Source organism: Enterobacter sp. ENT02 (assembly GCF_019219165.1).
Taxonomy (GTDB): domain Bacteria; phylum Pseudomonadota; class Gammaproteobacteria; order Enterobacterales; family Enterobacteriaceae; genus Enterobacter; species Enterobacter mori.
Genome location: NZ_JAHUWD010000001.1, coordinates 138,334 through 164,060 on the forward strand (window position 1 = coordinate 138,334; position 25,727 = coordinate 164,060).

Genomic DNA, 25,727 nt, shown 5'->3' on the forward strand with positions numbered 1-25,727 from the left:
TTAAGGACGTCTGAAAAGCGAGATACTGCGTCCGGCCAGTTCGTAATCTACGGCCTGGGTGATAACCGTTCCGGTGGCAGTATCTTCAGCCGTAGACAGTTCGAGCACCCATCCACCTTCCCCAAACTGCGGGATCTGGAACGGAACCGGGCCTTCAAACGGGTTAAATAACATCAGCACATCGTGCCAGATGCCGTCCTCCTGCTTGAGATCCGGCCTGCTGATGGAGACCCCGAGCGTCGAGCCCTCATCCCACTGTTCCTCCTGCTGCGGCCCGCCTCCGGCATTAAACCAGCGGATCTCCAGCCCGTCGCGCCAGCTTTCACGGCGCAGTAACGGCTGTGAAGCGCGCAGGGCAATAAGACGGCGGGTAAAGTCGCGCAGCGCTTCGTCGTTTTCGGATAGCCCCTTCCAGTCTATCCACGAGATCTCGCTGTCCTGGCAGTAGCCGTTGTTATTGCCCTTCTGCGTGCGGCCAAACTCATCACCCGCCAGCAGCATCGGCGTGCCGTGGGAGAACAGCAGTGTGGTCAGGAAATTACGCTTCTGCCGCTCGCGCGTGACAATAATATCCGGGTTCTCCGTCGGCCCCTCTTCGCCATAGTTGTACGAGCGATTATCGTTATGCCCGTCGTTATTATCTTCTCCGTTGTCGGCGTTGTGCTTCTCGTTGTACGACACCAGGTCGTTCAGGGTAAAGCCGTCGTGAGCGGTGATGAAGTTAACGCTGGCCCACGGACGACGACCGCGCAGATCGTAGAGATCGCCGGAGCCCAGCAGACGCGCGGCAAAATCGGTTGAGACGTTATCCCCCTTCCAGTATTCGCGGGCGGTGTCGCGGTATTTGTCGTTCCACTCGCCCCAGCCCGGCGGGAAACCGCCGACCTGATAGCCGCCGGGACCGATATCCCAGGGTTCGCCGATAAGCTTAAGCTTAGAGAGCACCGGATCCTGGGTGACCGCGTCAAAAAAACCGCCACGCGGATCAAACCCTTCCGGCTCGCGGCCAAGGATGGTCCCTAAGTCAAAGCGAAAACCGTCAATATGCATCGATTCCGCCCAGTAGCGCAGGGAATCCATCACCATCTGCAGCACCCGCGGGTGCGAGGTGTTGACCGTGTTTCCCGTCCCGGTGTCGTTAATGTAATACCGGTGCTGGTCCGGCAGCGTGCGGTAATAGCTGTAGTTATCAATACCCTTAAACGAGAGCGTTGGCCCAAGCTCGTTACCTTCCGCCGTGTGGTTATACACCACGTCGAGGATCACCTCGATACCCGCATCGTGATAAGCGCGCACCATGTCGCGGAAACCTTGGATCCCCGCCGGGCCGTAGTAGCGCGACGCCGGAGCGAAAAAGCCCAGCGTGTTATAGCCCCAGAAGTTTTTCAGCCCGCGGTCAAGCAGATGCTGATCGTCCGGGAACCAGTGAACCGGGAGCAGCTCAACCGAGGTGATGCCAAGACTCTTGATGTAATCGACCGAGGCTTTGTGTCCCATCCCCTCAAACGTCCCGCGCAGTTGGGGCGGAATGGCCGGGTTCATCTGGGTAAAGCCTTTCACGTGGCTCTCGTAGACAACGGTATGCGGCCAGGGCACGTCCGGCCGGTTGTTGTCCTGCCAGTCGAAGGCGTCCGGATCGATAACCTTGCATTTGGGCGTGAACGGCGCGCTGTCGCGAGTATCAAAACTGAGATCAAGTTCATCATGCCCAAGCTCATAGCCAAAATGGGCGTCGTTCCAGTCGATATCGCCCACCAGTTCACGCGCGTACGGGTCGATAAGCAGCTTATGCGGGTTGAAGCGGTGGCCGTTTTCCGGGTCATAAGGACCATAGACGCGATAGCCGTACAGCGCGCCGGGCTTAAGATCGGGCACGTAGCCGTGCCAGACTTCATGGGTATATTCCGGGAGCTCCAGCCGGGCAATTTCCGTTTTCCCGGACGGGTCAAACAGACAGAGCTCCACCCGCTCTGCGTGCGCGGAGAAGAGCGCAAAGTTCACGCCTTTTCCGTCGTAGTTTGCGCCCAACTGCTGGCCGTGACCGGCCCGAATTTCAAACCTGTTATCCTTTGCCATTTTCGTTCTCCACGATTATTCGCAGGTAAGCAGAACCAATACACATCCCTTTTCTGACGTTAGATCCAGCGTCTCTTGCAGAACGCGGCTTTCACCGCTGAACACATCGCGATAGCGCTTCCCGACCAGCTCTTCGGGTATGTCTACCGAGGTATTGACCCACAGTTTTTCGTTCCCGGTGACAGTGAAAACCAGGCGCGGCACAGCAACAATCAGCGCCTCGTCGTCCTTCACGCGCGCATACACAATCAGATGCTCCTCGCGTTCACCGGTCACTTTAAGCGGCAGCCAGTCGCCGTAGCGGAACAGCGCCGGGTAGTGCGGACGCAGCCGCAGCAGCGTGGCAGTGACATACTGCTTCACGCGTCCGTCCCGCCAGCATTGTTCGTCGTTAAATACCCTGAGGTTCGACGTACTGAGGTTTTGCACCAGCGTGGCGAAGTCCGGTTCGCGTCGGTTATCCGGGTCAACCAGGCTAAAGTTGAGCGCTTCGCTGCCCTGATAGATGTCCGGTACGCCGGGCGCGGTAAGTTTAATCACAGTCTGACTCAGGCTGTTCATCAGGCCTGCGCGAACAAACGGCTGTAAGGTTTCACTGAAATCATGCAGGAACAGCGTGTTGTCGGGCGACAGCAGATGACGAACATAGTCCATCACCACGTTTTCGTAGCTCTCGTTACTGTCGATCCAGTCGGTTCGCTGCTTGGCCTCGCGCAGCGCTTTTTCAATAAAACCGAGGAAACGCGCTTCAAGGGTTTGCAGCCCGTCCCGGTCGTCGGGTGAGAGCGTGGCAGGCCAGACGCCAGCCAGCGCCTGATAAATCATCCAGGTATCAGCGGCGTTCGGCGCGGTGCCGTCGTTAAGGAAACGCACGTGCGTCTGGTTCATCTGCCGCCAGCGGGCCATATTTTCGCCCCACTGCTCGGGCGCTTCGGTCAGCGTGTACAGGCGCGCCCGGGCATCCTCCCCGCGCTTGGTGTCGTGCGTCGAGGTGCCCAGCAGCGCGTCGGGCTGACGGGCAAGACGGATGCGCATCTCCTGATGGAAACGCGACAGCGAGAAGGCGCGCGGCGTCGGGTCGGCTCCCACTTCATTAAGCGCAAGCTCAAGGTTGTGGCGAAAGAACAGCGTGTCTTCCACAGACTTCGCCATCAGCGGCCCGGTCAACTGCTGGAAACGGGTCCGGAACAGGGTGGCCGCATCGCGGTCACCCACCGGCAGATCGCCGGTCAGAATCCGCACGATCAGGCTTAGCGCGGGTTCTGAAGCGTTCACACTGGCGACAACGCGGCTCAACAGCGTAACGTCAGAAGGCGTTAACCCCTCCGCCGTCCCGTAGGTGCGGTAAACCGGAAAGGCGATAAGCAGTTCGCGTAACGCATGGTGAATATCATCCGTCTGTATCTCAACGCCGTTGTGCTGAGCCAAATCGCGGGCGAGGTTGAGGAGCGTGGTGAATTCCCCCTCGAAGTTGCGGTCGGTCATCAGCCCTTTGGCATCCCGCAGCGCGTTTTGCCGATCGACCGTAACGCCCAGCGTCTCGTTATGGACTTTCTCCAGACGCTCCAGGCTATTGTCATCCACCAACACCTCCGCCAGCGAGGCGATGAACTCATACCCCGTCGTGCCGGACACGGGCCACTCGGCCGGGAGTTGTTCTCCTTTCGCGAGGATTTTTTCCACCGTGATGTAACAGTCTGGCCCGGTGGCCTGGCGCAGGCGCTGCAGATACCCCAGCGGATCCGCAAGCCCGTCAATATGGTCAATGCGCAGGCCGTCAACGGTCCCGTCGTGAACCAGCTCGAGGATCAGGCGGTGCGTGTCGTGAAAAACCTGTTCGTCTTCAACCCGAACGCCGACCAGCCCGGTTATCTCAAAAAAGCGTCGCCACGAAAGCTGCTTTGGCGCTTCGCGCCATGACATCAGCCGCCAGCTCTGTGCCTCGTGCAGTTCGGCGATGCTTTTGTTCTCGTCCCAGGTACCCGGGTTAAGCGGATAGGCCGTGTCGTAATAGACCAGTGCGGCCTTATTCGTGACACTGTCACGATGAAGCCTAATGGCATCCTTCTCCAGTTCGGCTTCAAAGGTATCGCCAAGAAACGGCAGCGTCAGCGGTCGCGACCAGTCGATATCGAAATAACGCGCGTAGCGGCTCTGTTTGCCGTGCTCAATCACGTCTCGCCACCAGCGGTTTTCCAGCGAGGTCGACATATGGTTAGGGACAATATCCAGTATCAGCCCCATGCCAGCCTGCCCGAGCGCCGCGGCCATGCGGTTAAAACCGTCTCGCCCGCCTATCGCGGGGTCAATTTCGTTGGGATCGGTGACGTCATAGCCGTGGGTGGAATCCGTTGTCGCGGTAAAAACAGGTGACGCATAGAGATGGCTAATGCCGAGATCGCGCAAATACGGGATCAGAGCAACCACCCGGTCAAACGTCATGCCATTGCGAAACTGTATGCGGTACGTGGCGGAAGGGATCATAACGCGGCTTCTCCATCAGCAAAGCGAACGACAATACTGTTCGGCGTCAAAATGTCTCCCGTCTCCGGCCAGCTAAAGAGGGTTTCTCCGGCCAGTTCGGGCATTGGGGCAGGTTTTTTGCCAATATTCAGCGCCAGCGACAGCGTCCCCTGCGGGAACTGCCAGCTCACCGCGACCCTGCCGTGCGCCGTGTGCAGGATCTTGCCCTCAACGGTTCCGCCCTGGCGCAGCAGCGGGACGATATGACGATGTCGCAGCGTAAGCAGGCTTCGGGTAAAGCGCAGCCATGATTTTCCCTCCTCCTGCGACGGCTTATCCCAGTCGAGTGTTGAGCGAACAAACGTGTTCAGATCGTTAGGATCGGGGACGGTTTCATCGTGCCCGGCATGGCCGGTAAACTCCTTCGCACGCCCTTCCCGCACGGCTTTTGCCAACTCGCCATGGAAATCGGTGAAGAACAGAAACGGATGGGTTTCACCGAACTCCTCGCCCATAAACAGCAGCGGGATATGGGGTGAAAGAAGCAGCGTCGCCAGCAGCACGCGGGTCTTTTCCGCGCCCGCCAGCGTGATGAGCCGCTCCCCCTGGGCGCGATTCCCGGTCTGATCGTGGTTTTGAATAAAATCGACGAAGAACGGTGGCGGCTGGGTGTGGCACTCCACGCCGCGCGATTGACCGGTTTGCAGAGAAACCTCGCCCTGGTAGACAAAGCCTTCCGCCAGCGCCCGGGCGAACTTTTTCTCCGGTTCAAAGGCAAAATCCTGGTAGTAGGCGTGCGTCTCGCCGGTGGCAAACACGTGGGCTGCATTGTGGAAGTCATCATTCCACTCGGCGGTGAACAGTGGCGTATTTCCCTGTTCATCTCGCGGATGCAGGAAAATCACGTTGCGGCTGTCTTCCGTGGTCAGGTGAACGTGACGGTGCGGGATCGCTTCGCGGATCTTTTCGGCTATCTCCTCAAGGATATGCGTATCCGAGGTGTCTTTTATCTGATCGATGGCATCAAACCGTAGGCCATCCAGACGATATTCCGTCAGCCAGTAAAGAGGTGCATCGGTGATGTACTGCCTAACCGGCTCGCGCTCGTAAGCGATGCCGTTGCCCCACGGCGTCATCCGATCCGCATCGAAAAACGCGGGCGACAGCAAGGGCAGATAATTCCCTTCCGGGCCGAAGTGGTTGAGCACAATATCCAGAACCACCGAAAGCCCCAGCCCGTGCGCGGCGTCGATAAACGCGTGAAAATCCTCCGGCGTACCGTAGGCGGCGTGCGGAGCGTACAGCAGCACGCCGTCATAGCCCCACCCGCGGGATCCGCCAAACTGAGAGACGGGCATCACTTCAAGCTGGGTAATTCCGAGCTCTGCCAGATACGGCAGCTTGTCGATAGCAGCCCGGAAGGTTCCCTCCGGGGTAAAGGTCCCCATGTGCAGTTCGTAAATGACCGTCTCTTCCCACTGACGCCCCTTCCAGTCACGGTTAACGTGCGCAAACCGGCGATGATCGATAACAACTGACGGTCCGTTGACGTCCCCTTTCTGAGCGCGTGATGCAGGGTCAGGAACGGTCATGCCGTCCTGTAAAACAAACTGATACTCTGCGCCATGCCTGATGCCCGGAACGTCAGCCTGGAACCAGCCATTGCCGCTGGTAACCATCGGAATGTCGTTATCATTAAGACGCAGCGTGAGATTTTTTTGTCCTTCAGCCCAGACGCGAAAGCGGACAACGTCATCGGAAATATACTCAGCACCCCAGTGCCTTTGACATGTTCTGAATTCCATTCCTTGTCCTCGAATGACCGCATTTTACGCGAAACGAAGTACAAGCTTAGTTCAGGATGAAAAGTGTGTTAGCTCAGCGGATTTAACCGCTTCGTCTATTCTTTATGAAATAACTCACCACAGGGAATACTATGCAGATTCGAAAAGGATTAAATACTGACCTTGTACGTCTTGAATGCTGTGACTTTTCTTTCACCATTAGCCATATTGCGCGAGAGCCCTTTATCCACTGTGATTTGCATATTGAAGCCGTCACCGAGCCCTGGATTAAAACCTACGAGCTCGACATCCAAACCCTTGAAAACCACTGCGTAAACCCGGACGCCATATTTCTTATCGCCGAAACGGATGACGGTGAAATAGCCGGATTTATTACTGCGTCAATCGGCTGGAATAAGTTTATCTCAGTGGATTATATTGCCGTTGAGCGAACAAAACGCAGAACCGGCGCTGCGCAAAAATTAATGGCCGCCGCCCACGTATGGGCCCGCAGCGTAAACGCGCCGGGATTACGGCTTGAAACACAAAATGTGAACGTCTCTGCCTGTCTGTTTTACCGTAACTACGGGTTTACTCTTGGCGGATACGATCGTTTTCTCTACAACGCCTTACCGGAAAAAGACGAAGTCGCCCTGTTCTGGTATTACATGCTGGTGTAGCAACGCAGCCTTCATATTTCTGTCATTAGATTTCATTACGCTTTCGGGATTTTAACCACGGTGTTGAGGAAAGAAGTGTGAATTCAATGGCTAAGGCATTACTGCTGGCATTACCTATTTTGAGTGCAACGGCAGCGGCGACGGCCGCTGAGCGCGACCTGTGTGAACCCAAAGCGTACGAAATGGCGCTGCGCTATCAGCAGAAATCGGCAGAGATTATGGCTCTTCAGCTGCAGACGTATCGGTTTGCCACCGAGCGTTTCAACGAAAAGGTAAAAGACCTTAAAACGCCTGAAAATTACGCCGTGGTAATGGATCTTGATGAAACGGTACTGGATAACACCCCTCTGCTGGTGCGCGACACGGAACAGTGTCACGACTATACAAAATGGGACACCTGGAGCGACTGGGAGAAACAGGGAAAACCCGGCTTGATTCCTGGCGCGAAGGCGTTTCTTGACCATGTGAATCAAAGCAATGTCCGTATCTATTATGTCTCGGACCGCATGCAGGAAAATAAAGCCGATACGCTCAGGACGTTAAAAGCCCTGGGGCTTCCGCAGGTATCCGATGAAAACGTGCTTCTGGATACGGTCAGCAAGGAAGAGCGTCGCCAGAGCATCCTCAAAAAGCAGCAGATCGTGATGCTGTTTGGCGACAGCCTGCCGGATTTCGCCGTGCAGTTTAAAAACAAAAAGCCGAGCGAGCAGCAGCGTGAGCTGGTTGAAGCCAGCAAAGCGCACTTCGGCGATGACTGGATTGTGCTACCTAACGCCGCTTATGGATCCTGGTCGCAAGCCACGCCGGACAGCTGGAAACCATGAATTTTGCCGGGTGGCGCTGCGCTTACCCGGTCTACGTCCAGAATGTAGGCCCGTGCAAGCGTAGCGCCGCCGGGCGATACTCACATCCTCTGGGATGCTAAATATTCATCAATATCTTGCACATAGGCGTGGGTGTCGCTCTGAAGGCATTCGCGGTTTTATCCATCACTACCTGAGCGTCAGTGCCTGAATCCAGCACAGTATTTTGTACCGATGCCGCTTCAATCTGGACGGTTGTTACTGTCAGCGCTTCAAGACCCTCAGTCGCCAGTAACGCATTCACCTGCGTAGCGAAACACGCGCTGGCATCTGCCGCTGCCGCTTCAACAGTGGTTTCGGTTGTGGCAACAATATGATTATCAGAAATATAATTTCCTTTACCGGACACCACCCGAATAATGACCGGAGTAGCATCGGGCGGGGTTATATATTGCGTATCAATAGTCTCGGAAATATGGTTGGCAATGACGGAATTATTATCACCACTGATATACAGCAGGCCATATAAATCATCTAACCCGTTATTGTAGCCCTGCATCGGCCCCCAGGGTTCACGCTCGCGGAAGAAATGGTTTGACGATACCAGGTTTTCAGCGCTGCCTTCTTCAATGACCAGCATGCCTGGGTAAAAGGAATGGAATCGGTTACTGCTTATTGAGGAGCGAACCACCCCGGAGAAATGCACGCTGCTTTTTCCGCGCGGGAATATATTGTTGGCGGTAATTAAAAGGCCGCCGAAGTCTTCAGCGTAAACAGAGTAACCTCTGTAGCCTGCGCCAATCATATTATCGGTGATTTTTGAAGCCTGACCGGATCCACGTAGCTCAATGCAGTTACCACATTCCGCGATGAAGTTGTTATGGATAGCCAGGGCATCGGCATTGTAAATCGTCACGCCGTGCTCAAGGTAGACCAGCCCCATGCCGCTGATGCGAAAGGAGTCTTGCGCGCTGGCAATGTAAATGCCGGTCTTACCGTTAAGGTAGCTGTTCTCCGGGTCATTGCTTCCAGAACCGTCGTCATCAAAGTGCAAACCATCAATGCAGAAGTCAGCAAATTCGACCGAGCTTATTCGCGGGTCACCGCTGCGTGCGACATAGAATGCGGCTCCGGCTGATTCTTCGCCTCCCTCTTGAGGTGACATATCCACCAGAATACGGCTGCCGCCCGGCCATAATTCATGCCAGTTTGGCCAGTCGCTTACTGGCGTATTAAAGCGGATACTGGAAGAGGTAAAACCATGCCCGGAACCCATGATTTTTAAATAACTTATATCAATGACAACCTGCGTCAAAAGATGATAATCGCCGGGTGGGATATAAATCACCGCACCGGGTTTCCCCCCTTCATTCACATCGGCGTTTGTTTGCCGGCTCTTAATATCTGCGATAATGCTATTAATCACTTCACCAATGTCATTATACGGATTACCCGTGGTCCACTCAGTGACATCGTAAAAATTATTACTCGACATGTATAAAATCCTTCTGGTCTATTAATATTAAGCAGGCTTATAACTACGCGTAAGTAGAGTTAGCTTCTAATTCACGTTTAGCGAGATCGACTTTAATTTTCTCAAGGAACGTTTGGTTGAGTTTGAAATAGCGCACTATCCACGCGCTAAAGAAATAGCTCACCATCGGCAATAGCGAAAACATCATAATAATTCCCTGGAGGGTCTGCGGATTTTGCTGCGCCTGATTCGCAACATAACCGGTCCAGGACAGTATCCACGCGACAATAGCACCGGCGACAGCCAGACCCATTTTCAGCATGAAGAGATTTCCGGCAAAAGAAATACCCGTCAGCCGTTTACCAAACTTCCAGTCACCGTAATCGTCAACATCGGACATCATTGCCCACAAAATCGGCCCGGACTGAATCAGGTGCAGAATATTAATGACGATAAACAGCGTCAGCAGCAGCGTCAGTGAATGTGGGTCGACAAACCACAGGGCAAAGGAAAGTATGCCGAGAATAATATTAATGATGCGAAAGAGCTTAACTTTATCAAAACGATCGGTCAGCGGTTTAGCAATGACGCTGCCCAGCATATTGCAGGCCACGCCGAGAGCCATAAAGAAGGTGATAAACCCGACGGAGGCTTGCATCACATAGGTAGCATAATAGATGGTTACCGCCCCCCGAATGAATGCTGGAAAAACGTTCAGGAAGGTAATGGTGATCATCAGCAGCCATTGGTCATTTTTAATAATGTCGTTAAGATCCTTTCTTAAGGAGTCATTGGTTTTAATCGAGACCACGCGCTCTTTTATACTGGAGAAGCAGAACAAGAACATTAATGTGGCGGCTCCCCCCATAATCATCATGGTCAATTGAAAGCCAGATGCCCGATTACCGTCTCCCAGCCAGTCGGTTAACGGCAAAATGGAGGAGGACACAATCAGCGTGGCGAGACCATTCAGGAAGAAACGCCATGAGAGACAGCCCAGACGCTCTTTCTGATTAAGCGTAATAACGCCAGCAACCGAACAGTACGGGATATTAATTGCTGTATAAATTAAAGACATAACCAGATAGGTAACCCATGCATAAATAATTTTCCCGTTCATGCTCAGGTCTGGCGTTGTGAACATCAACACTGCGCCCAGACCAAACGGTACGGCCATCCACAGCAGCCACGGCCGGAACTTACCCCAGCGGGTTCGGGTACGATCGCAAATTGCGCCCATGACGGGGTCGCTGAAGGCGTCGAAAATACGGATGACCAGAAAAAGAGTCCCAACAATACCGGCATCAAGGCCGTACACGTCGGTATAAAACCAGGTCAAATATAGCGCCAGCACGCTCCAGATCATACATGACCCAGCATCGCCCATACCGTAGCCGATTTTTTCTTTCAGACTCAATTTTTCATAAGCGCTGTGTTTATCTGCGGCCGTCATATATATCCTTAAACAGTGATAATGAATACAAAGCAAGGTTTACCCTGTGAAGCCAGGGAAATATTACCCAACTTCAGTTGCATTTGATTAATAAATACTTAAAGCGTAGTGATATTAAGGCTGATGCTGCTCTCACGGATAATCAGGCGAGAGTCGATTTCGACCATTTCGATGCTTTCCTGTTTATTATTATTAACCATCTGGAATGCCAGATGCGCAATTTCACTTATCGGCTGTGCGATGCTGGTCATTTTCCTGGTCTGCGCCAGCATCGTATTATCGAAACTGACGATGGCAATGTCCTGTGGAATGCATAAACCCTTAGCATTCAGTCCGTCAATAATATAGCTGGCAGCGACGTCGTTATAGATCATCAGGCCCGTGCATACCGTTTTTCGACTGGCTAGCTTTTCTATAATGTCGTCAAGAATACTGATATGGCCCGATATTTTTTCACCCTCACCTTTTGCTATCCAGAACTGGTTCAGTGGATTAAGTGCTATTCCGTGACTGGTGATTTTTTTACTCCAGGCGGATACTTTTCGATTGTCTACGCCCTCCTGAGCAATAAAACCTAATGCGGTATGTCCGGTCTGGATAAAATGTTCCGCAATCTTTTCCGCGCCTTTGCTCTGATCGATTGACACCGAGTTAAAAAAACGGGAAACCTGCGTCACCACGGCCACCGGAATGTGTGTTGCGGTAAGCCACTGTGCAAGCTCAGCTTCCGCTTCCGTCGGAACCCACAGCAGGCTGTCAATTCCCATCCCGATCAGGGTATGAACGATCTGTTTATCCTGCTGCGGCTGGTTCTGGTGCGTTTTAACGATCACCGTTTTGCCAATGTATCGCGCCTCTTCCTCAAACGTTGCCAGCAGTTCGCAGAAATGTGGGTTGACCAGATTCGGCAGCACGACGGCAATCAGGCCTGAGCATTTACCGCTCAGTTGAATCGCGCTTTTATGGGGTACATAACACAGGTAATCCATCGCATCATGTACCGCCCGACGCGTTTCGGGCACCACGCTGGGATGATTGTTCAGCACCCGCGAGACGGTAGCTGTTGATACGCCAGCTTTTTTTGCGACATCTTTAATGGAAGCCATAGTGTTGAAACGCACCCTCTAAACAGTGACGTCACTATAAAGTGTGATAAAGGTCTAAAATGTAAGCCAGTTCACATGTTGTTTCGTTACATGAATTCCGGTTCACGCTCTCATTTTTCCATAAGCGTTGCGAAACGTTAGCCGCCTTTGTCCGCTGGACCTATCCATCCCGTTTATAGGTCCTATCATTATTAGGCAGGTTCTTATAATTTTACGGAGAAGTAAGATGAGCGCTTTCAAAGGAGACTTGTATGCTTACCGTGAAAAAACTTGCTCTGTCCACGCTGATTTCCAGTTCATTGCTTTTCTACCCTGCGCTGCAGGCGTCGGCACAGACACCTCAGCACGTCGTCAAACAACCGGCAGGCGGATACAGCGTTCAGGTCGGCGATGTGCTTGTCACCTCGTTTACCGACGGGAGCGTCGCGCAGGATCTGCACAAACTGCTGCGCCGGACAACACCGCAAAACATTGATGCGCTGCTGGCGAAAAATTTCCAGACCAACCCGGCTGAGGTATCCATCAACGCCTTCCTGATTGCGATGCCCGGACATAAAATTCTGGTGGATACCGGCTCAGGCCAGCTCTTCGGCCCCGGCAACGGCGGACGTCTGATTGAGAGCCTCGCCACGCAGGGAATTAAGCCGCAGGATATTACTGAAGTCCTGCTGACTCACGCCCACTCCGACCATTCTGGCGGCCTGGTGAAAGACGGCAAGGCGGTGTTCAGCAACGCGCGCGTTTTCGTGGGCAAACCGGACATCGACTTTTTCTTTAACGACGACAACCAGAAAAAAACCGGCTACGGCAAGAACTACTTTACCGTCGCGCAGAAGACCTTAAAGCCCTATCTGGACGCCGGCAAGGTCGTGCCGTTTAGCGGCACCTCTGAACTTCTGCCGGGTATTACCGGCACGGTTCATCCAGGCCATACGCCGGGTTCGGCGTTTTATACCCTGGAAAGCAAAGGCGAGAAGATCACCTTTGTGGGCGACATTATTCACGCCGCGGCGGTCCAGTTCCCGCAGCCTGACGTGACCATCACTTACGATGAAGATCAGGACAAAGCGGCAGGCGTGCGCCAACACGCGTTTGCGGACTTTGTGAAAAATAAAGATCTTGTGGCCGCACCCCATCTGCCTTTCCCGGGTATCGGCTATGTGACCAAAGGCGAAAACGGCGGCTATGCCTGGGTACCGGTAACCTATACCAACCGGGACGCCAGCGGCGCGAAATAAGATGACGCGGGTATCTGAGATGGACATAGACCTGCTCCTGACCCTGGACGCCCTGCTTCAGGACAGGAACATCACCCATGCGGCCGCGCGGCTGGGCATCAGCCAGCCGGCGATGTCCGCCCGTCTCGCGCGCCTGCGTTCGCTCTTTGGCGAACCGCTGTTTATTCCCTCCCCGCATGGACGCGGGGTGTTACCCACGCCGAGAGCGGAAGCCCTCAGGCCGCAGGTGGAGAGCGTGCTGCGCGGCATCAGCGCGATGTTTGCCCCCACCGCGTTCGAGGCGCAAACCAGCAGCCGGACCTTTGTTATCGCGCTGCATGAAAACCCGGCGCTGATGCTGGGCACCGGGCTGCTTAACCAGGTAGGCACCGCTGCCCCCGGCGTTCGCCTGCGCTTCGCCCTGCCTGTGATGGCTGAACTGCCGCAGCAGCTTGAAAATGGCGATGTGGATATCTACATTGGCGTGAGCGCGGGCGCCCATGACGGCTGGGTAAGACGCAAACTCATCGACGACGCGTTTGCCACCGCGCAGCGCAAAGGCCATCCGCGCGGGACAGGACCGTTAGATCTGGAAAGCTACTGCGCCCTTTCTCATCTGGTAGTGTCTTCGGCGGGGGATCCGTTCACCGGCTTTGTCGATCAAACCCTCGCAGGGCTGGGCTACCAGCGGCACGTCGCCATGTCGACACAGAGCTACGCCGTGGCGCCTGCGCTTGTGACCGGTACCGACCTGGTGTGCACCCTGCCGGAGCGGATGCTCAAACTGTTTGCCAGCACGCTGGATCTCTTCGCGCCGCCGCTGCCGCTCCAGCCGATTACCATCAACATGTACTGGCACCCGAAAAACAGCCATGATCCGGCGAATACCTGGCTGCGCGGGCAGCTGCTGCTGGCCGCCGGACGTCAGGTGTGATCGAGGGTAACCAGAAACTTTTTAAGCACCTCTGAGCGAATAATCCGGTGGCAAACCAGCGTCAGCTCGCTCTCCCGGAGCCGGTCGAGGATGTCCACGTAAACAACGTTCTCGACGCTCACCGCCTTTGCCGAGGCGGGCAGCAGCGCCAGCCCAAACCCCGCCGAGACCAGGCTTATCACGGTGGGCACGTCGGTCGCGTTTTGTACCACGTTCGGCTGAAAACCCGCTCCGCTGCAGGCGTCGTAAAAGTATTGTTCCAGCCCCATTCCCTCCGGGTCGCGCAGGGAGATCCACTTTTCATCTTTAACGGAGGCGAGCGTCAGCGCGGATGAGCCCGCCAGCGGATGCTGACGATACAGCGCCAGCACCGTTTTCTCGGCGGTGAACGGTCGGCTCTGCAGATCGTCAGGCAGCGTGGGCAAGGGAGCCCGTATGATGGCCACATCCAGCTGATTGCTCTGCACGGCCGCGTAGAGCGTTTGCACATTTCCCGTCACCAGCGACATGGTGATGTCCGGCCAGCGCGTATGCATCTGGCGCAGCGCGGCGGGCAGCCTGCCGTCGAACATCGCGCTCGACACGCACCCAAGGTTTAACACCCCCAGCTCGCCCCTTGCCGTTTGCCTGGCGTCCAGAACCGCCTGCTCGGTCAGGGAGATGGCGAGTCTGGCTTTCACCAGAAACGCTTCACCAGCGGGAGTCAGGGTCAAGCGGCGGTTCGCCCGGCTAAAGAGCGTGACGCCTAAACGATCCTCCAGCGCCTTTATCTGCTGACTCAGCGCCGGTTGCGCCATGTTCAGACGCTCGGCGGCCCGGTGCATGTGGAGCTCTTCGGCAACAACGATGAAATGGCGCATCTGACGAAACTGCACGGGACGCCTCCTTTTTGATATGAGTTTACTTATCAATTTAGCAGTAATGATGCAATTGATGCTATTGGTCATTGCCATAAGAATGGAGGTATTCAAACGAGGGAGGAAAATATGGAAAACCCGATCAACGATCTCCGCAGCGCCATCGCCCTGCTTCAGCGCCACGAAGGGCAGTTTCTTGAAACCGATTATCCGGTCGATCCCAACGCGGAACTGGCGGGGGTCTATCGTCATATCGGCGCGGGCGGTACGGTAAAACGTCCGACCCGTACGGGCCCGGCCATGATGTTCAACAGCGTGAAGGGCTATCCGGGTTCCCGCATTCTGGTGGGCATGCACGCCAGCCGCGATCGCGCGGCGCTCCTTCTGGGCTGCGAGCCTTCTGAACTGGCAAAACACGTCGGGCAGGCGGTGAAAAAGCCCGTGGCACCCGTTGTCGTCCCGGCCTCGCAGGCGCCCTGTCAGGAGCAGGTCTTCTACGCAGACGACCCTGATTTCGACCTGCGCAAACTGCTTCCGGCACCGACAAACACGCCAATCGATGCGGGACCATTCTTCTGTCTGGGACTGGTGCTGGCAAGCGATCCTGAAGATAGCTCGGTCACGGATGTCACCATCCACCGTCTCTGTGTCCAGGAGCGCGACGAGCTTTCCATGTTCCTCGCCGCCGGTCGGCATATCGAAGTCTTCCGTAAAAAGGCGGAAGATGCCGGAAAACCGCTGCCGGTGACGATCAACATGGGGCTCGATCCCGCCATCTATATCGGCGCGTGCTTTGAGGCCCCCACCACGCCGTTTGGCTACAACGAGCTGGGCGTCGCCGGGGCGCTGCGCCAGCAGCCGGTCGAACTGGTGCAGGGCGTGGCGGTGAAAGAGAAAGCCATTGCGCGGGCAGAAATCATCATCGAAGGCGAACTGCTTCCAGGCGTGCGCGTAAGGGAAGATCAGCACACCAATACCGGCCACGCGATGCCGGAGTTCCCAGGCTACTGCGGTGAGGCGAACCCCTCCCTGCCTGTGATCAAAGTGAAAGCGGTGACCATGCGTCATCACGCAATCCTGCAAACGCTGGTGGGACCCGGAGAAGAACATACCACGCTGGCCGGTTTGCCAACGGAGGCCAGCATCCGTAATGCCGTTGAGGAGGCGATCCCGGGCTTCCTGCAAAACGTCTATGCGCATACCGCGGGCGGCGGTAAGTTCCTCGGGATATTGCAGGTGAAAAAACGCCAGCCATCAGACGAAGGACGACAGGGCCAGGCGGCGCTCATTGCCTTAGCCACCTATTCGGAGCTGAAAAACATTATTCTTGTCGACGAAGACGTGGATATTTTCGACAGCGACGACATTCTGTGGGCGATGACCACCCGCATGCAGGGAGATGTGAGCATCACGAATATACCGGGGATCCGCGGCCACCAGCTGGATCCGTCGCAGTCGCCGGACTACAGCAACTCAATTCGCGGAAACGGCATTTCCTGCAAGACAATCTTCGACTGCACGGTGCCGTGGGCGCTGAAGGATCGCTTCGAGCGCGCGCCCTTTATGGAGGTGGATCCGCGTCCGTGGGCGCCGGAGCTGTTTAAAGATAAAAAATAAACGCTTTTTCTTCACCCCTCAGGGGTGAAGAACCTCACGCTTAAATTGCCGCTTCCCCTGCTTTCTTGTACCCTTTCACCGGAAACCCTTCTCCCATAAACATTGAGATATCCGGACGCCTATGACTGCACACATTTCTAACGATCCTTTACATGGCGTAACGCTGGAGATGATGGTCAACGCCCTGGTGGCGAAATATGGCTGGAGCGAGTTGGGCGACCGAATCAAAATTAACTGTTTCAGAAAAGATCCCAGCGTTAAATCGAGCCTGAAATTTCTGCGCCGTACCCCGTGGGCGCGCGCAGAAGTCGAAGCCCTGTATCTGGATTCCCTCAACGATGAGGTAAGCACAGAACAGGCGGAGCCCGCCTTTAATCCCTGGGCTAACAGTCGGATTATCAAGAGCTAAAACGCAAATGACGCGACACGTAAAACGGATTGGTGCGCTGGCTGCCTGCGCGCTTTTACTTGTGAGTTGCTCCTCAACACCACCCAAATCACTGGTTACCCCTCTCCCGACCGTGAGCAAACCGACGCAGCAGGCAAACGCGCCGATGCGCGGGATCTGGCTGGCGACCGTCTCTCGTCTCGACTGGCCGCCGTTGGCATCCGTGAATGGCCGCAGCGCTGACCAGCGTATCGCGATGCAGAAGCAGGCGCTGACGGACAAACTCGATAAGCTGAAAAGCCTCGGGATCAACACCGTATTTTTTCAGGTGAAGCCGGATAGCACGGCGCTGTGGTCATCTAAAATCCTGCCCTGGTCGGATACCCTGACGGGAACCATTGGAGAATATCCGGGCTACGATCCGCTCCAGTTTATGCTGGATGAGGCCCACAAGCGCGGCATGAAAGTCCACGCCTGGTTCAATCCATACCGCGTATCCACGAACACCAAACCCTCAACCATTGCCGCGTTAAACCGGACAACGTCACTGCACCCTTCCAGCATTTACGTACAGCACCCGGAATGGATCCGTACCTCAGGCGATCGTTTCGTCCTCGATCCAGGCATTCCGGAGGTGCGTGACTGGATAACCCAGGTTGTAACAGAAGTAGTGAGGCAATATGCGATAGACGGCGTGCAATTCGACGACTATTTCTACACAGAAACGCCCGGGTCGACCCTGAATGATGCCTATACCTACAGGCGATATGGCGAGGGATTTGCCTCAAAAGCAGACTGGCGACGTCACAATACGCAAGAATTGATCGTGCAGGTCTCCCGTGCAATTAAACAGGCAAAACCCAACGTTGAGTTTGGTGTGAGCCCGGCGGGTGTCTGGCGCAACCGCTCCTTTGATCCGGCAGGCTCTGACACGCGCGGTGCTGCCGCGTATGATGAATCCTACGCCGACACCCGTAAATGGGTTCAACAGGGGTTGCTGGATTATATCGCGCCGCAGATCTACTGGCCCTTCGCCCGTGACGCCGCGCGCTATGATGTTCTGACCAAATGGTGGGCTGACGTGGTGAAACCGACCCATACCCGCCTTTACATCGGCATCGCGTTTTACAAAGTGGGGGCACCCTCTAAAAATGAGCCCGACTGGACGGTTAACGGCGGCGTGCCTGAGCTGAAGAAACAGCTCGATTTGAACGATTCACTGCCCAACGTGAATGGCACCATCCTGTTCCGCGAAGACTATCTCAACCAGCCGCAAACACAGGACGCGGTAAGCTATCTCCGTGGGCGCTGGGGTAGCTGAGAGGATAAACGCAGGCAGGAACACGCCGTTTCTGCCCGCGCCGATCAGGGTTTCGGCCCGAACATCTCTACCAGCTGTTTCTCGTTCGGCAGTCCCATTACCTGCTGAAGTTCGTTTTCTTCATTCAGATAATAAATCGCCGGAGTGGCATTCCCCCCCAGACTGTCCATTAATGCCTGATGCTTCTGCAGGATCTCGACGGTTTCACGCGTCGCCGCAGCGTCTGGTTTAGGCAATTTTCCCCCCCCCGAAAGCTCGTACTCTTTCCAGGCCGAGACTGGATCTTTCGCATTCAGAATGGCTGAGGCGTTACGCCCGCTGTTGGGGTTGAGAAACGCAACCAGCAGCGTGTTCAGCTGAACCTTGCCCGCCTTCACCCACGGCTGCGCTTCGGACCAGAACTGTTTGCAGTACGGGCAGAACGGATCGGCAAAGACGAAGACTTTACGCGGCGCAGCGTCAGCCCCCTCTTTCAGCGGATGCGCGGCATTGAGCTTTTTCCACATTTCACGCCCCATCGGCGCGTAGATCTCTTTCTGGAAATAGGCCTCACTGAGATTTTTTCCCTTATCATCATACAGATACCCCGAAACCACGTGTTTTCCGTCAGGGGTTAAGAAAAGGGTGACGCCCATGTCCTGGTATTGTCCCAGCCAGGCAGGTGCGCCGCCCGGGGCGTCAATCTTCTTGAGGATCTTGATATCCTGCTGCTCACTGAAGTTCTTCACGGCATCAGGCAGCGTCTCTTCCGCTTTGAGCCCCCCAGAAACCATGAGAGCAGCAAGTAACAGCACTTTTTTCTTTGCAGGCAGTTGAAGCATAACGATCCCTCTAACATATTGTTTTTCAGAGTGGTCGAACTTCATTCCCCTGTCAACGCTTCATAGATATCCTGCAGGCGACTACGCAGGAATCGCACGGCCTTGTGCTTGCGGGATAACAACGCCTGCACCGTGTCGCCCGTTTCATCCGCCAGCGCTTTCATGCTGTACCCCTGAAATTCCGTTTTTTCGAATACCTCCCGCTGCGACGGCGGCAGTTCCGACAGGGCTTGCTCGAGTTCTTCCCACAGCAGCGATTTAAGATACTCCTCCTCCGGCGTTTGAGGCACGCCGAATAACGTTTCGGCTAACTCCTCTTCAGGGAAATCCTCGTCGTCGTCAGCGGTAAAGTAGCCAGCGAGCGAAACCTCGCGCTTTTTCCGCGCCCGGTCGGTCATCTCATTGCGTGCCGCGCGAAACAGCCAGGCGGCGACGTTCTCCACCGGCTGTTCCACTTTCATCAGCTGGTACGTCACTTCCTGCAGGATATCGTCGGCATCATCGCGAACCGCCGTTCGCCCGCGAATGAATGCCTTCAGGCGGGCGCGGCAGGCATTAAGCGCCGAAACCAGTAATGATTCACCTGCCTCACCAGCTTTCATATCGTTCACTCTGCTTCCGGTGTTTTCGCCGCAGTGTCATCGCGCTTTTCATCACGATGGTCGCGCCAGCCACAATGGCCGTGGCGTCCAAACCCAGCGCGGCGCTGCTGAATAAAAGCTTCACGCTGTTCGGGCGTCATGTTCATCCAGCGCTCGTGCATCCGGCGGTGTGCGCCGAACATGCCTGGCCTGAAGCCCAACCCACCGAACAGAATGCGGCTCAGCAGCAGAATGCCCAGCGCTTGCCAGAAGCCGATGGCTTTCACGCCGAGGATGGCGGGAAGTAATGCGTTCCACAGGGTCATCACCAGCAGGCCGAGCACGATGAAAATCACCGCGCCGATGACTAAACCCTTGCCCATACGGTGGCGACCAAACCCGCGTCCGTGACCTCTGCCGTGCAGTTCAAAATCTCTCATGGTGTTTACCTCGTTTACAGTAACTGATTATGGCTTGTGATGAGGTAGACGGATGAGGACGGGAAATATTGCTGGGGAAAATGAAATAATTACTCTGGCCGCACATTCGCGGTTATTGCCCGCCGGCGCTGACGCTTGCGCGAGCCTACAGGTTTCGTAGGCCGGGTAAGCGTCAGCGCCACCCGGCACATGTCAAAGGCTTACGCCTGCACCGGCAATCTAAAACTCGAAATACTCCGTGAAAGCTGCTGCGCCTGCTCTTCCAGCGAGGCCGCCGCTGCGGCAGACTGCTGTACCAGCGCCGCATTCTGCTGGGTCACGCCATCCATCTCGGTCACCGCCTGTCCGACCTGCCCAATCCCTCGGCTCTGCTCTTCCGAAGCAACGGAAATCTGTTCCATCAGCGTATTCACTTTATTTACCGAAGAAATAATCGAATCAATAACGTCTCCCGAGCGGTTAACCAACTGCGCACCGTTTTTCACGCTGGAAACAGACTGCGCGATAAGACTTTCAATGTCCTTCGCCGCCACCGCGCTTTTCTGCGCGAGTGTTCGCACTTCGCTGGCAACAACCGCAAAGCCGCGGCCTTGCGTGCCCGCGCGCGCGGCTTCAACTGCCGCGTTGAGCGCCAGAATATTGGTCTGGAAGGCGATGCTGTTAATGACGCTGGTAATATCCTCGATGCGCTTCGAGTTCGCCGCAATGGTGTTCATCGTTTCGATCACTTCGCGGGTCACCGCTTCGCCGGTGTGGGCATTTTTCACCGCATCCTGCACCAGCTTCCCGGCCTGGAATACATTATCGGTATTATTCGCCACCGTCGCGCTCAGCTCTTCCATACTGGCTGCGGTCTGTGTCAGTGCAGATGCCTGTTGTTCGGTGCGTGAAGCCAGGTCGATATTTCCGGAGGCGATCTCTTGCGCCGCGTGCGTGACGATATGGCTCGCGTCGCGCACCTGGGCGATAGTGGCGAGCAGCGCCTGACGCATCTGTTCCATCGACCCCATCAGGTGATCGATTTCATTCCCGGCGCTGCCCTTCACGGGCACCGGTATGTCCAGCTTGCCCGCCGCAATCTGGCAGCAGTGTTCACGGGCCAGGTTAACCGGCGCGAAGACAAATCGCTTCATCAGCAGGCTGACGGCGATAATCACCAGCACAAACAGGCAGGCGATAACGGCAATAATCACCAGACCAGAAACAAAGTTGCTGCTCGCATCCTCGTTAAGACTTTTGGCATATTTCTGATGAATGGAAAGGACCTGGTCGAGAACGATCTCGTACTGACGGTCGAGGCGGGAGACTTCCGGGATCAGCGCGTTAAATTTGGCCACGTCGTGCACCTCGGCGGCCTCGATCAGCGGAGCCAGCCCCTGGTTGCGGTAGTTTTGCCAGGCATCCTGATAGGCAGCCACCTGCGGGGCTTCATCCGTCAGACGCGGCGAAGCCATAAAGGCCGCAAAGGCGTGGTCCGCTTTGGTCAGCGCCTCTTTCACCGCAGAAAGCTTGGCAGCCTCATCGGCAGTATTGCCCGCTTCCACCATCTTCACGTACTCCATCACCCTGACGCGCAGCGTACGGCTATGGTTGATAGGGTCAATAATGGAGAGCACAACCTGGATCTCTTTGTTCACGTTATCCAGGGAATTATTACTTTTAATGATGAGGCCAACGCTGGTAGCAGTGCTGACAACAAAGAAGAAAAGCAGTGAGAACAGGACAATCAGGGACGACTTCTTCAACGACATAAACCAATACCTCAAGGAAAATTATTCCTTATGGTTATCGGCTGTTCCAAAACTTAAATTAATTAAAGTTATTGATGTATTGGCCGGGGCTATACCGCTGACTTATAGCGCCGCTGAAGGGTGGCATCCAGCTTCCGCTGCACAGGTTGCGGTGCCTCACCGTCGATCAATTTCCCAATCAGATCAAAGCAGTGCCACGCCAGCTGGCGGTTGTCCTGGCGAATGGTATCAACCGGTATCGTCAGCGAATCATACAAATAATGGTCGTCAAAACTGGCTAACCTGATATCACTTTGCAACAGGTTATGTTGCCCCATATAGCGCAATACCCCTTCCAGCAGGCCACAGGCGGCGGTAAAGAGGGCTTTAGGCGGACGGCCTAAGCGCGCGCAAAGCTCAGCGAACATCTCGTAGCCGGAGCTCGGGTGATAGTTGCCGTGAATGATCCACTCCGGACGTAGTTCGACGTTGGCCTCGCGTAAACCTTGCTTAAAGCCTTCCAGACGGTCCCGCGTCGGGGAAAGCCGTGGCTGCCCGCCGAGGAAATAAAACTCATCAGGATGCTGGCGGGCGATCTCAGCCACCAGTTCCGCCGTGGGGGTAATCGAATCGGTAATGACCAACGGCAGAGAGCTATCGTTCATATGGCGGTCAAAGAGGACAACGGGCAGCTGCTCGCTCAGTTTCTGGTAGTCCGCATCATTCAGCATGCTGGAGGCCACAATCAGACCGTCTACCTGGCGCGCCACCATGTTATTGACCACCACGGTCTCCTGCCCCGGATTCTCATCGCTACAGGAAATCAGCAGCTGAACACCCGCCTCGCGGCACAGTGTTTCCAGTTCGTGAGAAAAGACGGCAAAACCGTAGTTGGTGATCTCCGGGACCACCAGACCAATGGTGTGGCTGCGGTTATCACGCAGCGAACGGGCGTGAATGCTCGGCTGATAGTGATGCTCTTTGGCAATTGCCAGAACGCGATCGCGGGTCTCTTCCGCCACCCGAAGCTCTTTGCTGCGTCCGTTCAGTACCAGGCTGGCGGTGGCTTTTGAAACCCCCGCCAGCTCCGCGATGTCTTTAATTGTGACGCGTTTTGTTTTTCTCACAACGACTTAGATCCGGCTGCCAAAACCCCTATTCTATCATGCAGCGGCGCAGCGACCAGTAGCGTAATGTGATGTCGGACGCACCTTCGAAGCACACCTGAGCCGGATGAGCAGGAAAATAGCGGCTGCTCATCACCCCTTCGCCATGATTGATGAAAATCTCAACGCTGGAACGGTCGCACAGCACGCGTAAATGGTTAACGTCACCCAGCCAGTACCGGGTCAAGGTTTCGCCATTTTTCAGGCTGGCACGTTCAAGACGCAGCCCCTTCTCATCCCAGCGAAGGCGCATCGCGCCGGCAAAATCCACATTCACACACGCCGTTTCCAGCTCAAACTCAAGACTCGTCGCATCCAGAACGGGCGCACCGTGGGCAGCACCCTGCCACTGACATTCGGTCTCGCGCAGCGTTTCCAGTTCACGAACAGGCGTTTGCCACAGCCTGCCGTCGCGATACCGCAGTTCACGCGGGCAGGTCATCTGGTGGATCCAGCCATGGGCTCGCGTCGGCTGGAGCATCTCTTCCCCGTCCGGCACGCCCATCCAGCCAATGAGGATACGCCGTCCGTCTTCCGCCAGCGTGGTTTGCGGGGCGTAGAACTCGAACCCGGCGTCCAGTTCATGTAACTCGCCGTGATCAAACGTCGCGCGCTGATAGTCAAACGCCCCACTCATCCAGGTCGCCGGATAGGTATTGAGGTAGCGATGCGGCTCGCGCGCCAGCCCCTGCGGACAGCAGATCAACACGTGCGTCCCGTCGAGCCCGAACAGGTCCGGACACTCCCACATATACCCTGCGTCCGACAGGCCGTTGACGCCGTGACCGGCAATCTCGCCGCAAGGCTGCCAGCGCTGTAAATCACTGGATGTGAACAGCAGCACTTTGCCGTGCTTTTGCACGTCTTGTGCGCCCAGCACCATGTACCACTCCCCGTCGTGTTGCCACACCTTCGGGTCGCGGACGTGTCCGGTATAACCGTCCGGCAGCGGCAGCACCGGGCCCCGTTTTTTAAAGCTTCCGTCCGGTTGTTCGACGGCCAGGCACTGCCAGGCGGTGCGGCTGCCGTCGTCAAACTTCACGTTGCCGGTGTAGCACAGCGTCAGTTCGCCGCCATTGTCCACGGCGCTGCCGGAGTAGCAGCCGTTGCGGTCATATTCTTCATCCGGCATCAGCGCCAGCGGCTCATGCTGCCAGTGCACCAGATCCGCTGAACTCCAGTGTCCCCAGCATTTGTAGCGATGATCGCAATCCAGGGGATTCCACTGATAAAACAGGTGGTAGCGCCCGGCGAACCAGATAAAACCGTTGGGATCGTTCATCAGCCCCGTCACGGGCACGGCGTGCCACGCGGGGTAATGGCTGTCGGCCAGCGCGCGCGGCTGGCCCTTCATGACGGCCTGCAATATCGCAGGCCAGCGGGAAGCGAAAGTCATTATTCAGAGTCCGTTTTATATTTCAGCAGCAGCGAGACGGTAAACGCCACGCCGAACGCAATCACCATGCCGATAATATAGTTGAGCAGCGAGCTGGCCTGCACGATGGCCATTCCCGGAATAGCGGTCAGGCCAACGGCGGTCATATAGACATGGACCGACACCACCCAGGCGCCGCCCACCGCGCCGCCAATCAGCGCGGCGATAAACGGTTTTACAAAGCGAAGGTTGATACCAAAAATGGCCGCTTCGGTGATGCCCAGCATCGCAGAAAACGCCGAGGGTAAGGTAATGGCTTTGATTTTGGCATCTTTTGTCTTGAACCACACCGCCAGACAGGCACCGCCCTGCGCCACGTTCGCCATGGCCCAGATTGGCAGCAGGAAGTTAACACCAATCGACGGGTTACCCAGCAGCCCTGCCTCGATGGCGTGGAAGCTGTGGTGAATACCAGTGATCACAATCACCGAATAAAGCCCACCAAACAGCAGCCCGGCTAGCCAGCCCGCGTGTTCAATGAGCGTACTCAGGATAAAGGAGATGCCGTCGCCCAGCGCGCGCCCTGCCGGGCCGATAATCAACAGCGCAATAAAGCCGGAGATCACCACGGTCAGGAACGGCGTCAAAATCAGATCCAGCGCGTCCGGGATCGCGCGGCGCAGATTTTTCTCGACGATGCTCATAAACCAGACGGCCAGCAGAACCGGGAACACCGTGCCCTGATAGCCAATCATGGCGATCTCAAGCCCGAAGAAGTTCATGGTGTGGAAGCCGGACGCCACGCCCCAGGCGTTGGTCAGCGCCGGGTGCGTCAGGATCCCGCCCAGCGTGGCCCCCAGATAGGGGTTGCCGCCAAATTCGCGTGCGGCGGTGAAGCCAATCAGGATAGGCAGGATGATAAACGCCGCCGAGCTGCACATGTCCAGCATGATGTAGAGCGCGTTGTCCGCGTTAACCCAGCCGTAGGTTTTCACCATCCCGAGCAGCCCCATCAGCAGACCCGAGGCCACAATCGCCGGAATAATCGGCACAAAAATATTGGAGAGCAGACGCGCGATGCGCTGGAACGGGTTGAGCTTGCGCGCTGCAATATCCGCCGCTTCCGACTTGCTGGATTCACTGATACCCGCCGCCTGAATAAACGCCGCGTAAACCTTGTTGACCACGCCCGTGCCAAAAATTACCTGCATCTGCCCGGCGTTACGAAAACAGCCTTTTACACCCTCAACCTTGCCGATAGCCTGCTGATCGGCAAGCGCGTCATCGACCAGCACCAGACGAAGACGCGTTGCGCAGTGGGCGGCGCTGGCGATGTTTTCCTTGCCACCGAGCAGCGGAATAAGCTCGCGGGCGATTTGATTAAAATCCATAGATACCTCTGCCTGACTTCTTTTTTATGATGTGCGAAACGCTCCCGCCA

At 55.8% G+C, this 25,727-nt stretch carries 21 protein-coding genes; 7 read left to right on the forward strand and 14 right to left on the reverse strand.

Annotated features, from left to right (window positions below; genetic code table 11):
* The 3 genes from glgX to treZ are packed head-to-tail and all read right to left on the reverse strand — an operon-like array spanning nucleotide 1 to nucleotide 6,344.
* Nucleotides 1–2,076, reverse strand: a complete 2,076-nt coding sequence (glgX, locus tag KW829_RS00585; RefSeq protein WP_218307387.1) for a glycogen debranching protein GlgX — start codon at nucleotides 2,074–2,076, stop codon at nucleotides 1–3.
* 15 nt (nucleotides 2,077–2,091) lie between these two features.
* Nucleotides 2,092–4,560 (reverse strand): malto-oligosyltrehalose synthase, encoded by a 2,469-nt coding sequence (gene treY / locus KW829_RS00590; RefSeq protein ID WP_218307388.1) that lies wholly within the window; start codon nucleotides 4,558–4,560, stop codon nucleotides 2,092–2,094.
* Complete coding sequence (gene treZ, locus KW829_RS00595; protein WP_218307389.1) at nucleotides 4,557–6,344, reverse strand: malto-oligosyltrehalose trehalohydrolase; 1,788 nt, start codon at nucleotides 6,342–6,344, stop codon at nucleotides 4,557–4,559. Before treZ ends, treY begins: the two co-directional genes overlap by 4 nt.
* A gap of 131 nt (nucleotides 6,345–6,475) precedes the next feature.
* Between treZ and KW829_RS00600 the strand changes: the two genes are divergently transcribed.
* On the forward strand, nucleotides 6,476–7,003 hold the full coding sequence (locus tag KW829_RS00600; protein WP_063142750.1) for a GNAT family N-acetyltransferase: 528 nt from the start codon (nucleotides 6,476–6,478) through the stop codon (nucleotides 7,001–7,003).
* A gap of 77 nt (nucleotides 7,004–7,080) precedes the next feature.
* Complete coding sequence (locus KW829_RS00605; protein ID WP_218307390.1) at nucleotides 7,081–7,827, forward strand: 5'-nucleotidase, lipoprotein e(P4) family; 747 nt, start codon at nucleotides 7,081–7,083, stop codon at nucleotides 7,825–7,827.
* Nucleotides 7,828–7,924: 97 nt separating this feature from the next.
* Here the strand turns inward: KW829_RS00605 and KW829_RS00610 are convergent, their stop codons facing one another.
* From KW829_RS00610 to KW829_RS00620, 3 genes are all read right to left on the reverse strand, one after another.
* Nucleotides 7,925–9,301 (reverse strand): NosD domain-containing protein, encoded by a 1,377-nt coding sequence (locus KW829_RS00610; protein ID WP_010431265.1) that lies wholly within the window; start codon nucleotides 9,299–9,301, stop codon nucleotides 7,925–7,927.
* A gap of 43 nt (nucleotides 9,302–9,344) precedes the next feature.
* A complete protein-coding gene (locus KW829_RS00615; protein WP_010431267.1) occupies nucleotides 9,345–10,733 on the reverse strand; it encodes a glycoside-pentoside-hexuronide (GPH):cation symporter in 1,389 nt (462 codons plus the stop codon).
* Nucleotides 10,734–10,831: 98 nt separating this feature from the next.
* Nucleotides 10,832–11,839: a LacI family DNA-binding transcriptional regulator gene (locus tag KW829_RS00620; RefSeq protein ID WP_218307391.1), complete on the reverse strand. Its 1,008-nt coding sequence runs from the start codon at nucleotides 11,837–11,839 to the stop codon at nucleotides 10,832–10,834.
* A 251-nt stretch (nucleotides 11,840–12,090) separates the two neighbouring features.
* Here KW829_RS00620 and KW829_RS00625 point away from each other — a divergent pair, with 251 nt between their 5' ends.
* Both KW829_RS00625 and KW829_RS00630 read left to right on the forward strand, forming a co-directional pair.
* Nucleotides 12,091–13,077, forward strand: a complete 987-nt coding sequence (locus KW829_RS00625; protein WP_010431269.1) for an MBL fold metallo-hydrolase — start codon at nucleotides 12,091–12,093, stop codon at nucleotides 13,075–13,077.
* A 1-nt stretch (nucleotide 13,078) separates the two neighbouring features.
* Nucleotides 13,079–13,990, forward strand: coding sequence for a LysR family transcriptional regulator (locus KW829_RS00630; protein WP_029485082.1), 912 nt, complete (start codon nucleotides 13,079–13,081; stop codon nucleotides 13,988–13,990).
* Here KW829_RS00630 and KW829_RS00635 read toward each other — a convergent pair.
* Nucleotides 13,981–14,865 carry a LysR substrate-binding domain-containing protein gene (locus tag KW829_RS00635; RefSeq protein ID WP_010431272.1) on the reverse strand — a complete coding sequence of 295 codons (885 nt, stop codon included), beginning with the start codon at nucleotides 14,863–14,865 and terminating at the stop codon, nucleotides 13,981–13,983. The two genes, KW829_RS00630 and KW829_RS00635, sit on opposite strands and share 10 nt — an antisense overlap.
* Before the next feature lie 111 nt (nucleotides 14,866–14,976).
* Between KW829_RS00635 and KW829_RS00640 the strand changes: the two genes are divergently transcribed.
* From KW829_RS00640 to KW829_RS00650, 3 genes are all read left to right on the forward strand, one after another.
* On the forward strand, nucleotides 14,977–16,464 hold the full coding sequence (locus tag KW829_RS00640) for a UbiD family decarboxylase (protein ID WP_010431274.1): 1,488 nt from the start codon (nucleotides 14,977–14,979) through the stop codon (nucleotides 16,462–16,464).
* A 121-nt stretch (nucleotides 16,465–16,585) separates the two neighbouring features.
* A complete protein-coding gene (locus tag KW829_RS00645) occupies nucleotides 16,586–16,873 on the forward strand; it encodes a VF530 family DNA-binding protein (RefSeq protein WP_010431276.1) in 288 nt (95 codons plus the stop codon).
* Between the two features lie 7 nt (nucleotides 16,874–16,880).
* A complete protein-coding gene (locus tag KW829_RS00650; protein WP_029485083.1) occupies nucleotides 16,881–18,173 on the forward strand; it encodes a glycoside hydrolase family 10 protein in 1,293 nt (430 codons plus the stop codon).
* A gap of 44 nt (nucleotides 18,174–18,217) precedes the next feature.
* On the opposite strand, the gene dsbG is transcribed toward KW829_RS00650, so the two are convergent.
* From dsbG to KW829_RS00685, 7 genes are all read right to left on the reverse strand, one after another.
* Nucleotides 18,218–18,994, reverse strand: coding sequence for a thiol:disulfide interchange protein DsbG (gene dsbG / locus KW829_RS00655; protein WP_010431282.1), 777 nt, complete (start codon nucleotides 18,992–18,994; stop codon nucleotides 18,218–18,220).
* A 41-nt stretch (nucleotides 18,995–19,035) separates the two neighbouring features.
* Nucleotides 19,036–19,596, reverse strand: a complete 561-nt coding sequence (locus KW829_RS00660; protein ID WP_218307795.1) for an RNA polymerase sigma factor — start codon at nucleotides 19,594–19,596, stop codon at nucleotides 19,036–19,038.
* Nucleotides 19,597–19,601: 5 nt separating this feature from the next.
* Nucleotides 19,602–20,015: a hypothetical protein gene (locus tag KW829_RS00665; protein ID WP_010431287.1), complete on the reverse strand. Its 414-nt coding sequence runs from the start codon at nucleotides 20,013–20,015 to the stop codon at nucleotides 19,602–19,604.
* A gap of 200 nt (nucleotides 20,016–20,215) precedes the next feature.
* Nucleotides 20,216–21,766, reverse strand: coding sequence for a methyl-accepting chemotaxis protein (locus KW829_RS00670; protein WP_218307392.1), 1,551 nt, complete (start codon nucleotides 21,764–21,766; stop codon nucleotides 20,216–20,218).
* Between the two features lie 89 nt (nucleotides 21,767–21,855).
* Entirely contained in the window at nucleotides 21,856–22,872 is a 1,017-nt protein-coding gene (locus KW829_RS00675) for a LacI family DNA-binding transcriptional regulator (RefSeq protein WP_010431293.1), read from the reverse strand.
* A gap of 28 nt (nucleotides 22,873–22,900) precedes the next feature.
* Entirely contained in the window at nucleotides 22,901–24,307 is a 1,407-nt protein-coding gene (locus KW829_RS00680; protein WP_218307393.1) for a sucrose-6-phosphate hydrolase, read from the reverse strand.
* The gene (locus KW829_RS00685) at nucleotides 24,307–25,677 is read right to left on the reverse strand and encodes a sucrose-specific PTS transporter subunit IIBC (RefSeq protein ID WP_010431297.1); all 1,371 of its coding nucleotides are present in this window, start codon (nucleotides 25,675–25,677) and stop codon (nucleotides 24,307–24,309) included. Before KW829_RS00685 ends, KW829_RS00680 begins: the two co-directional genes overlap by 1 nt.
* Nucleotides 25,678–25,727: the final 50 nt, after the last annotated feature.

Excerpts from the sequence above, each read along its gene's own strand:
- glgX (WP_218307387.1), bottom strand. The coding sequence starts at position 2,076 with ATGGCAAAGGATAACAGGTTTGAAATTCGGGCCGGTCACGGCCAGCAG.
- treY (WP_218307388.1), bottom strand. The coding sequence starts at position 4,560 with ATGATCCCTTCCGCCACGTACCGCATACAGTTTCGCAATGGCATGACG.
- treZ (WP_218307389.1), bottom strand. The coding sequence starts at position 6,344 with ATGGAATTCAGAACATGTCAAAGGCACTGGGGTGCTGAGTATATTTCC.
- KW829_RS00600 (WP_063142750.1), top strand. The coding sequence starts at position 6,476 with ATGCAGATTCGAAAAGGATTAAATACTGACCTTGTACGTCTTGAATGC.
- KW829_RS00610 (WP_010431265.1), bottom strand. The coding sequence starts at position 9,301 with ATGTCGAGTAATAATTTTTACGATGTCACTGAGTGGACCACGGGTAAT.
- KW829_RS00615 (WP_010431267.1), bottom strand. The coding sequence starts at position 10,733 with ATGACGGCCGCAGATAAACACAGCGCTTATGAAAAATTGAGTCTGAAA.
- KW829_RS00620 (WP_218307391.1), bottom strand. The coding sequence starts at position 11,839 with ATGGCTTCCATTAAAGATGTCGCAAAAAAAGCTGGCGTATCAACAGCT.
- KW829_RS00625 (WP_010431269.1), top strand. The coding sequence starts at position 12,091 with ATGCTTACCGTGAAAAAACTTGCTCTGTCCACGCTGATTTCCAGTTCA.
- KW829_RS00630 (WP_029485082.1), top strand. The coding sequence starts at position 13,079 with ATGACGCGGGTATCTGAGATGGACATAGACCTGCTCCTGACCCTGGAC.
- KW829_RS00640 (WP_010431274.1), top strand. The coding sequence starts at position 14,977 with ATGGAAAACCCGATCAACGATCTCCGCAGCGCCATCGCCCTGCTTCAG.
- KW829_RS00645 (WP_010431276.1), top strand. The coding sequence starts at position 16,586 with ATGACTGCACACATTTCTAACGATCCTTTACATGGCGTAACGCTGGAG.
- KW829_RS00650 (WP_029485083.1), top strand. The coding sequence starts at position 16,881 with ATGACGCGACACGTAAAACGGATTGGTGCGCTGGCTGCCTGCGCGCTT.
- dsbG (WP_010431282.1), bottom strand. The coding sequence starts at position 18,994 with ATGCTTCAACTGCCTGCAAAGAAAAAAGTGCTGTTACTTGCTGCTCTC.
- KW829_RS00660 (WP_218307795.1), bottom strand. The coding sequence starts at position 19,596 with ATGAAAGCTGGTGAGGCAGGTGAATCATTACTGGTTTCGGCGCTTAAT.
- KW829_RS00665 (WP_010431287.1), bottom strand. The coding sequence starts at position 20,015 with ATGAGAGATTTTGAACTGCACGGCAGAGGTCACGGACGCGGGTTTGGT.
- KW829_RS00670 (WP_218307392.1), bottom strand. The coding sequence starts at position 21,766 with ATGTCGTTGAAGAAGTCGTCCCTGATTGTCCTGTTCTCACTGCTTTTC.
- KW829_RS00680 (WP_218307393.1), bottom strand. The coding sequence starts at position 24,307 with ATGACTTTCGCTTCCCGCTGGCCTGCGATATTGCAGGCCGTCATGAAG.
- KW829_RS00685 (WP_010431297.1), bottom strand. The coding sequence starts at position 25,677 with ATGGATTTTAATCAAATCGCCCGCGAGCTTATTCCGCTGCTCGGTGGC.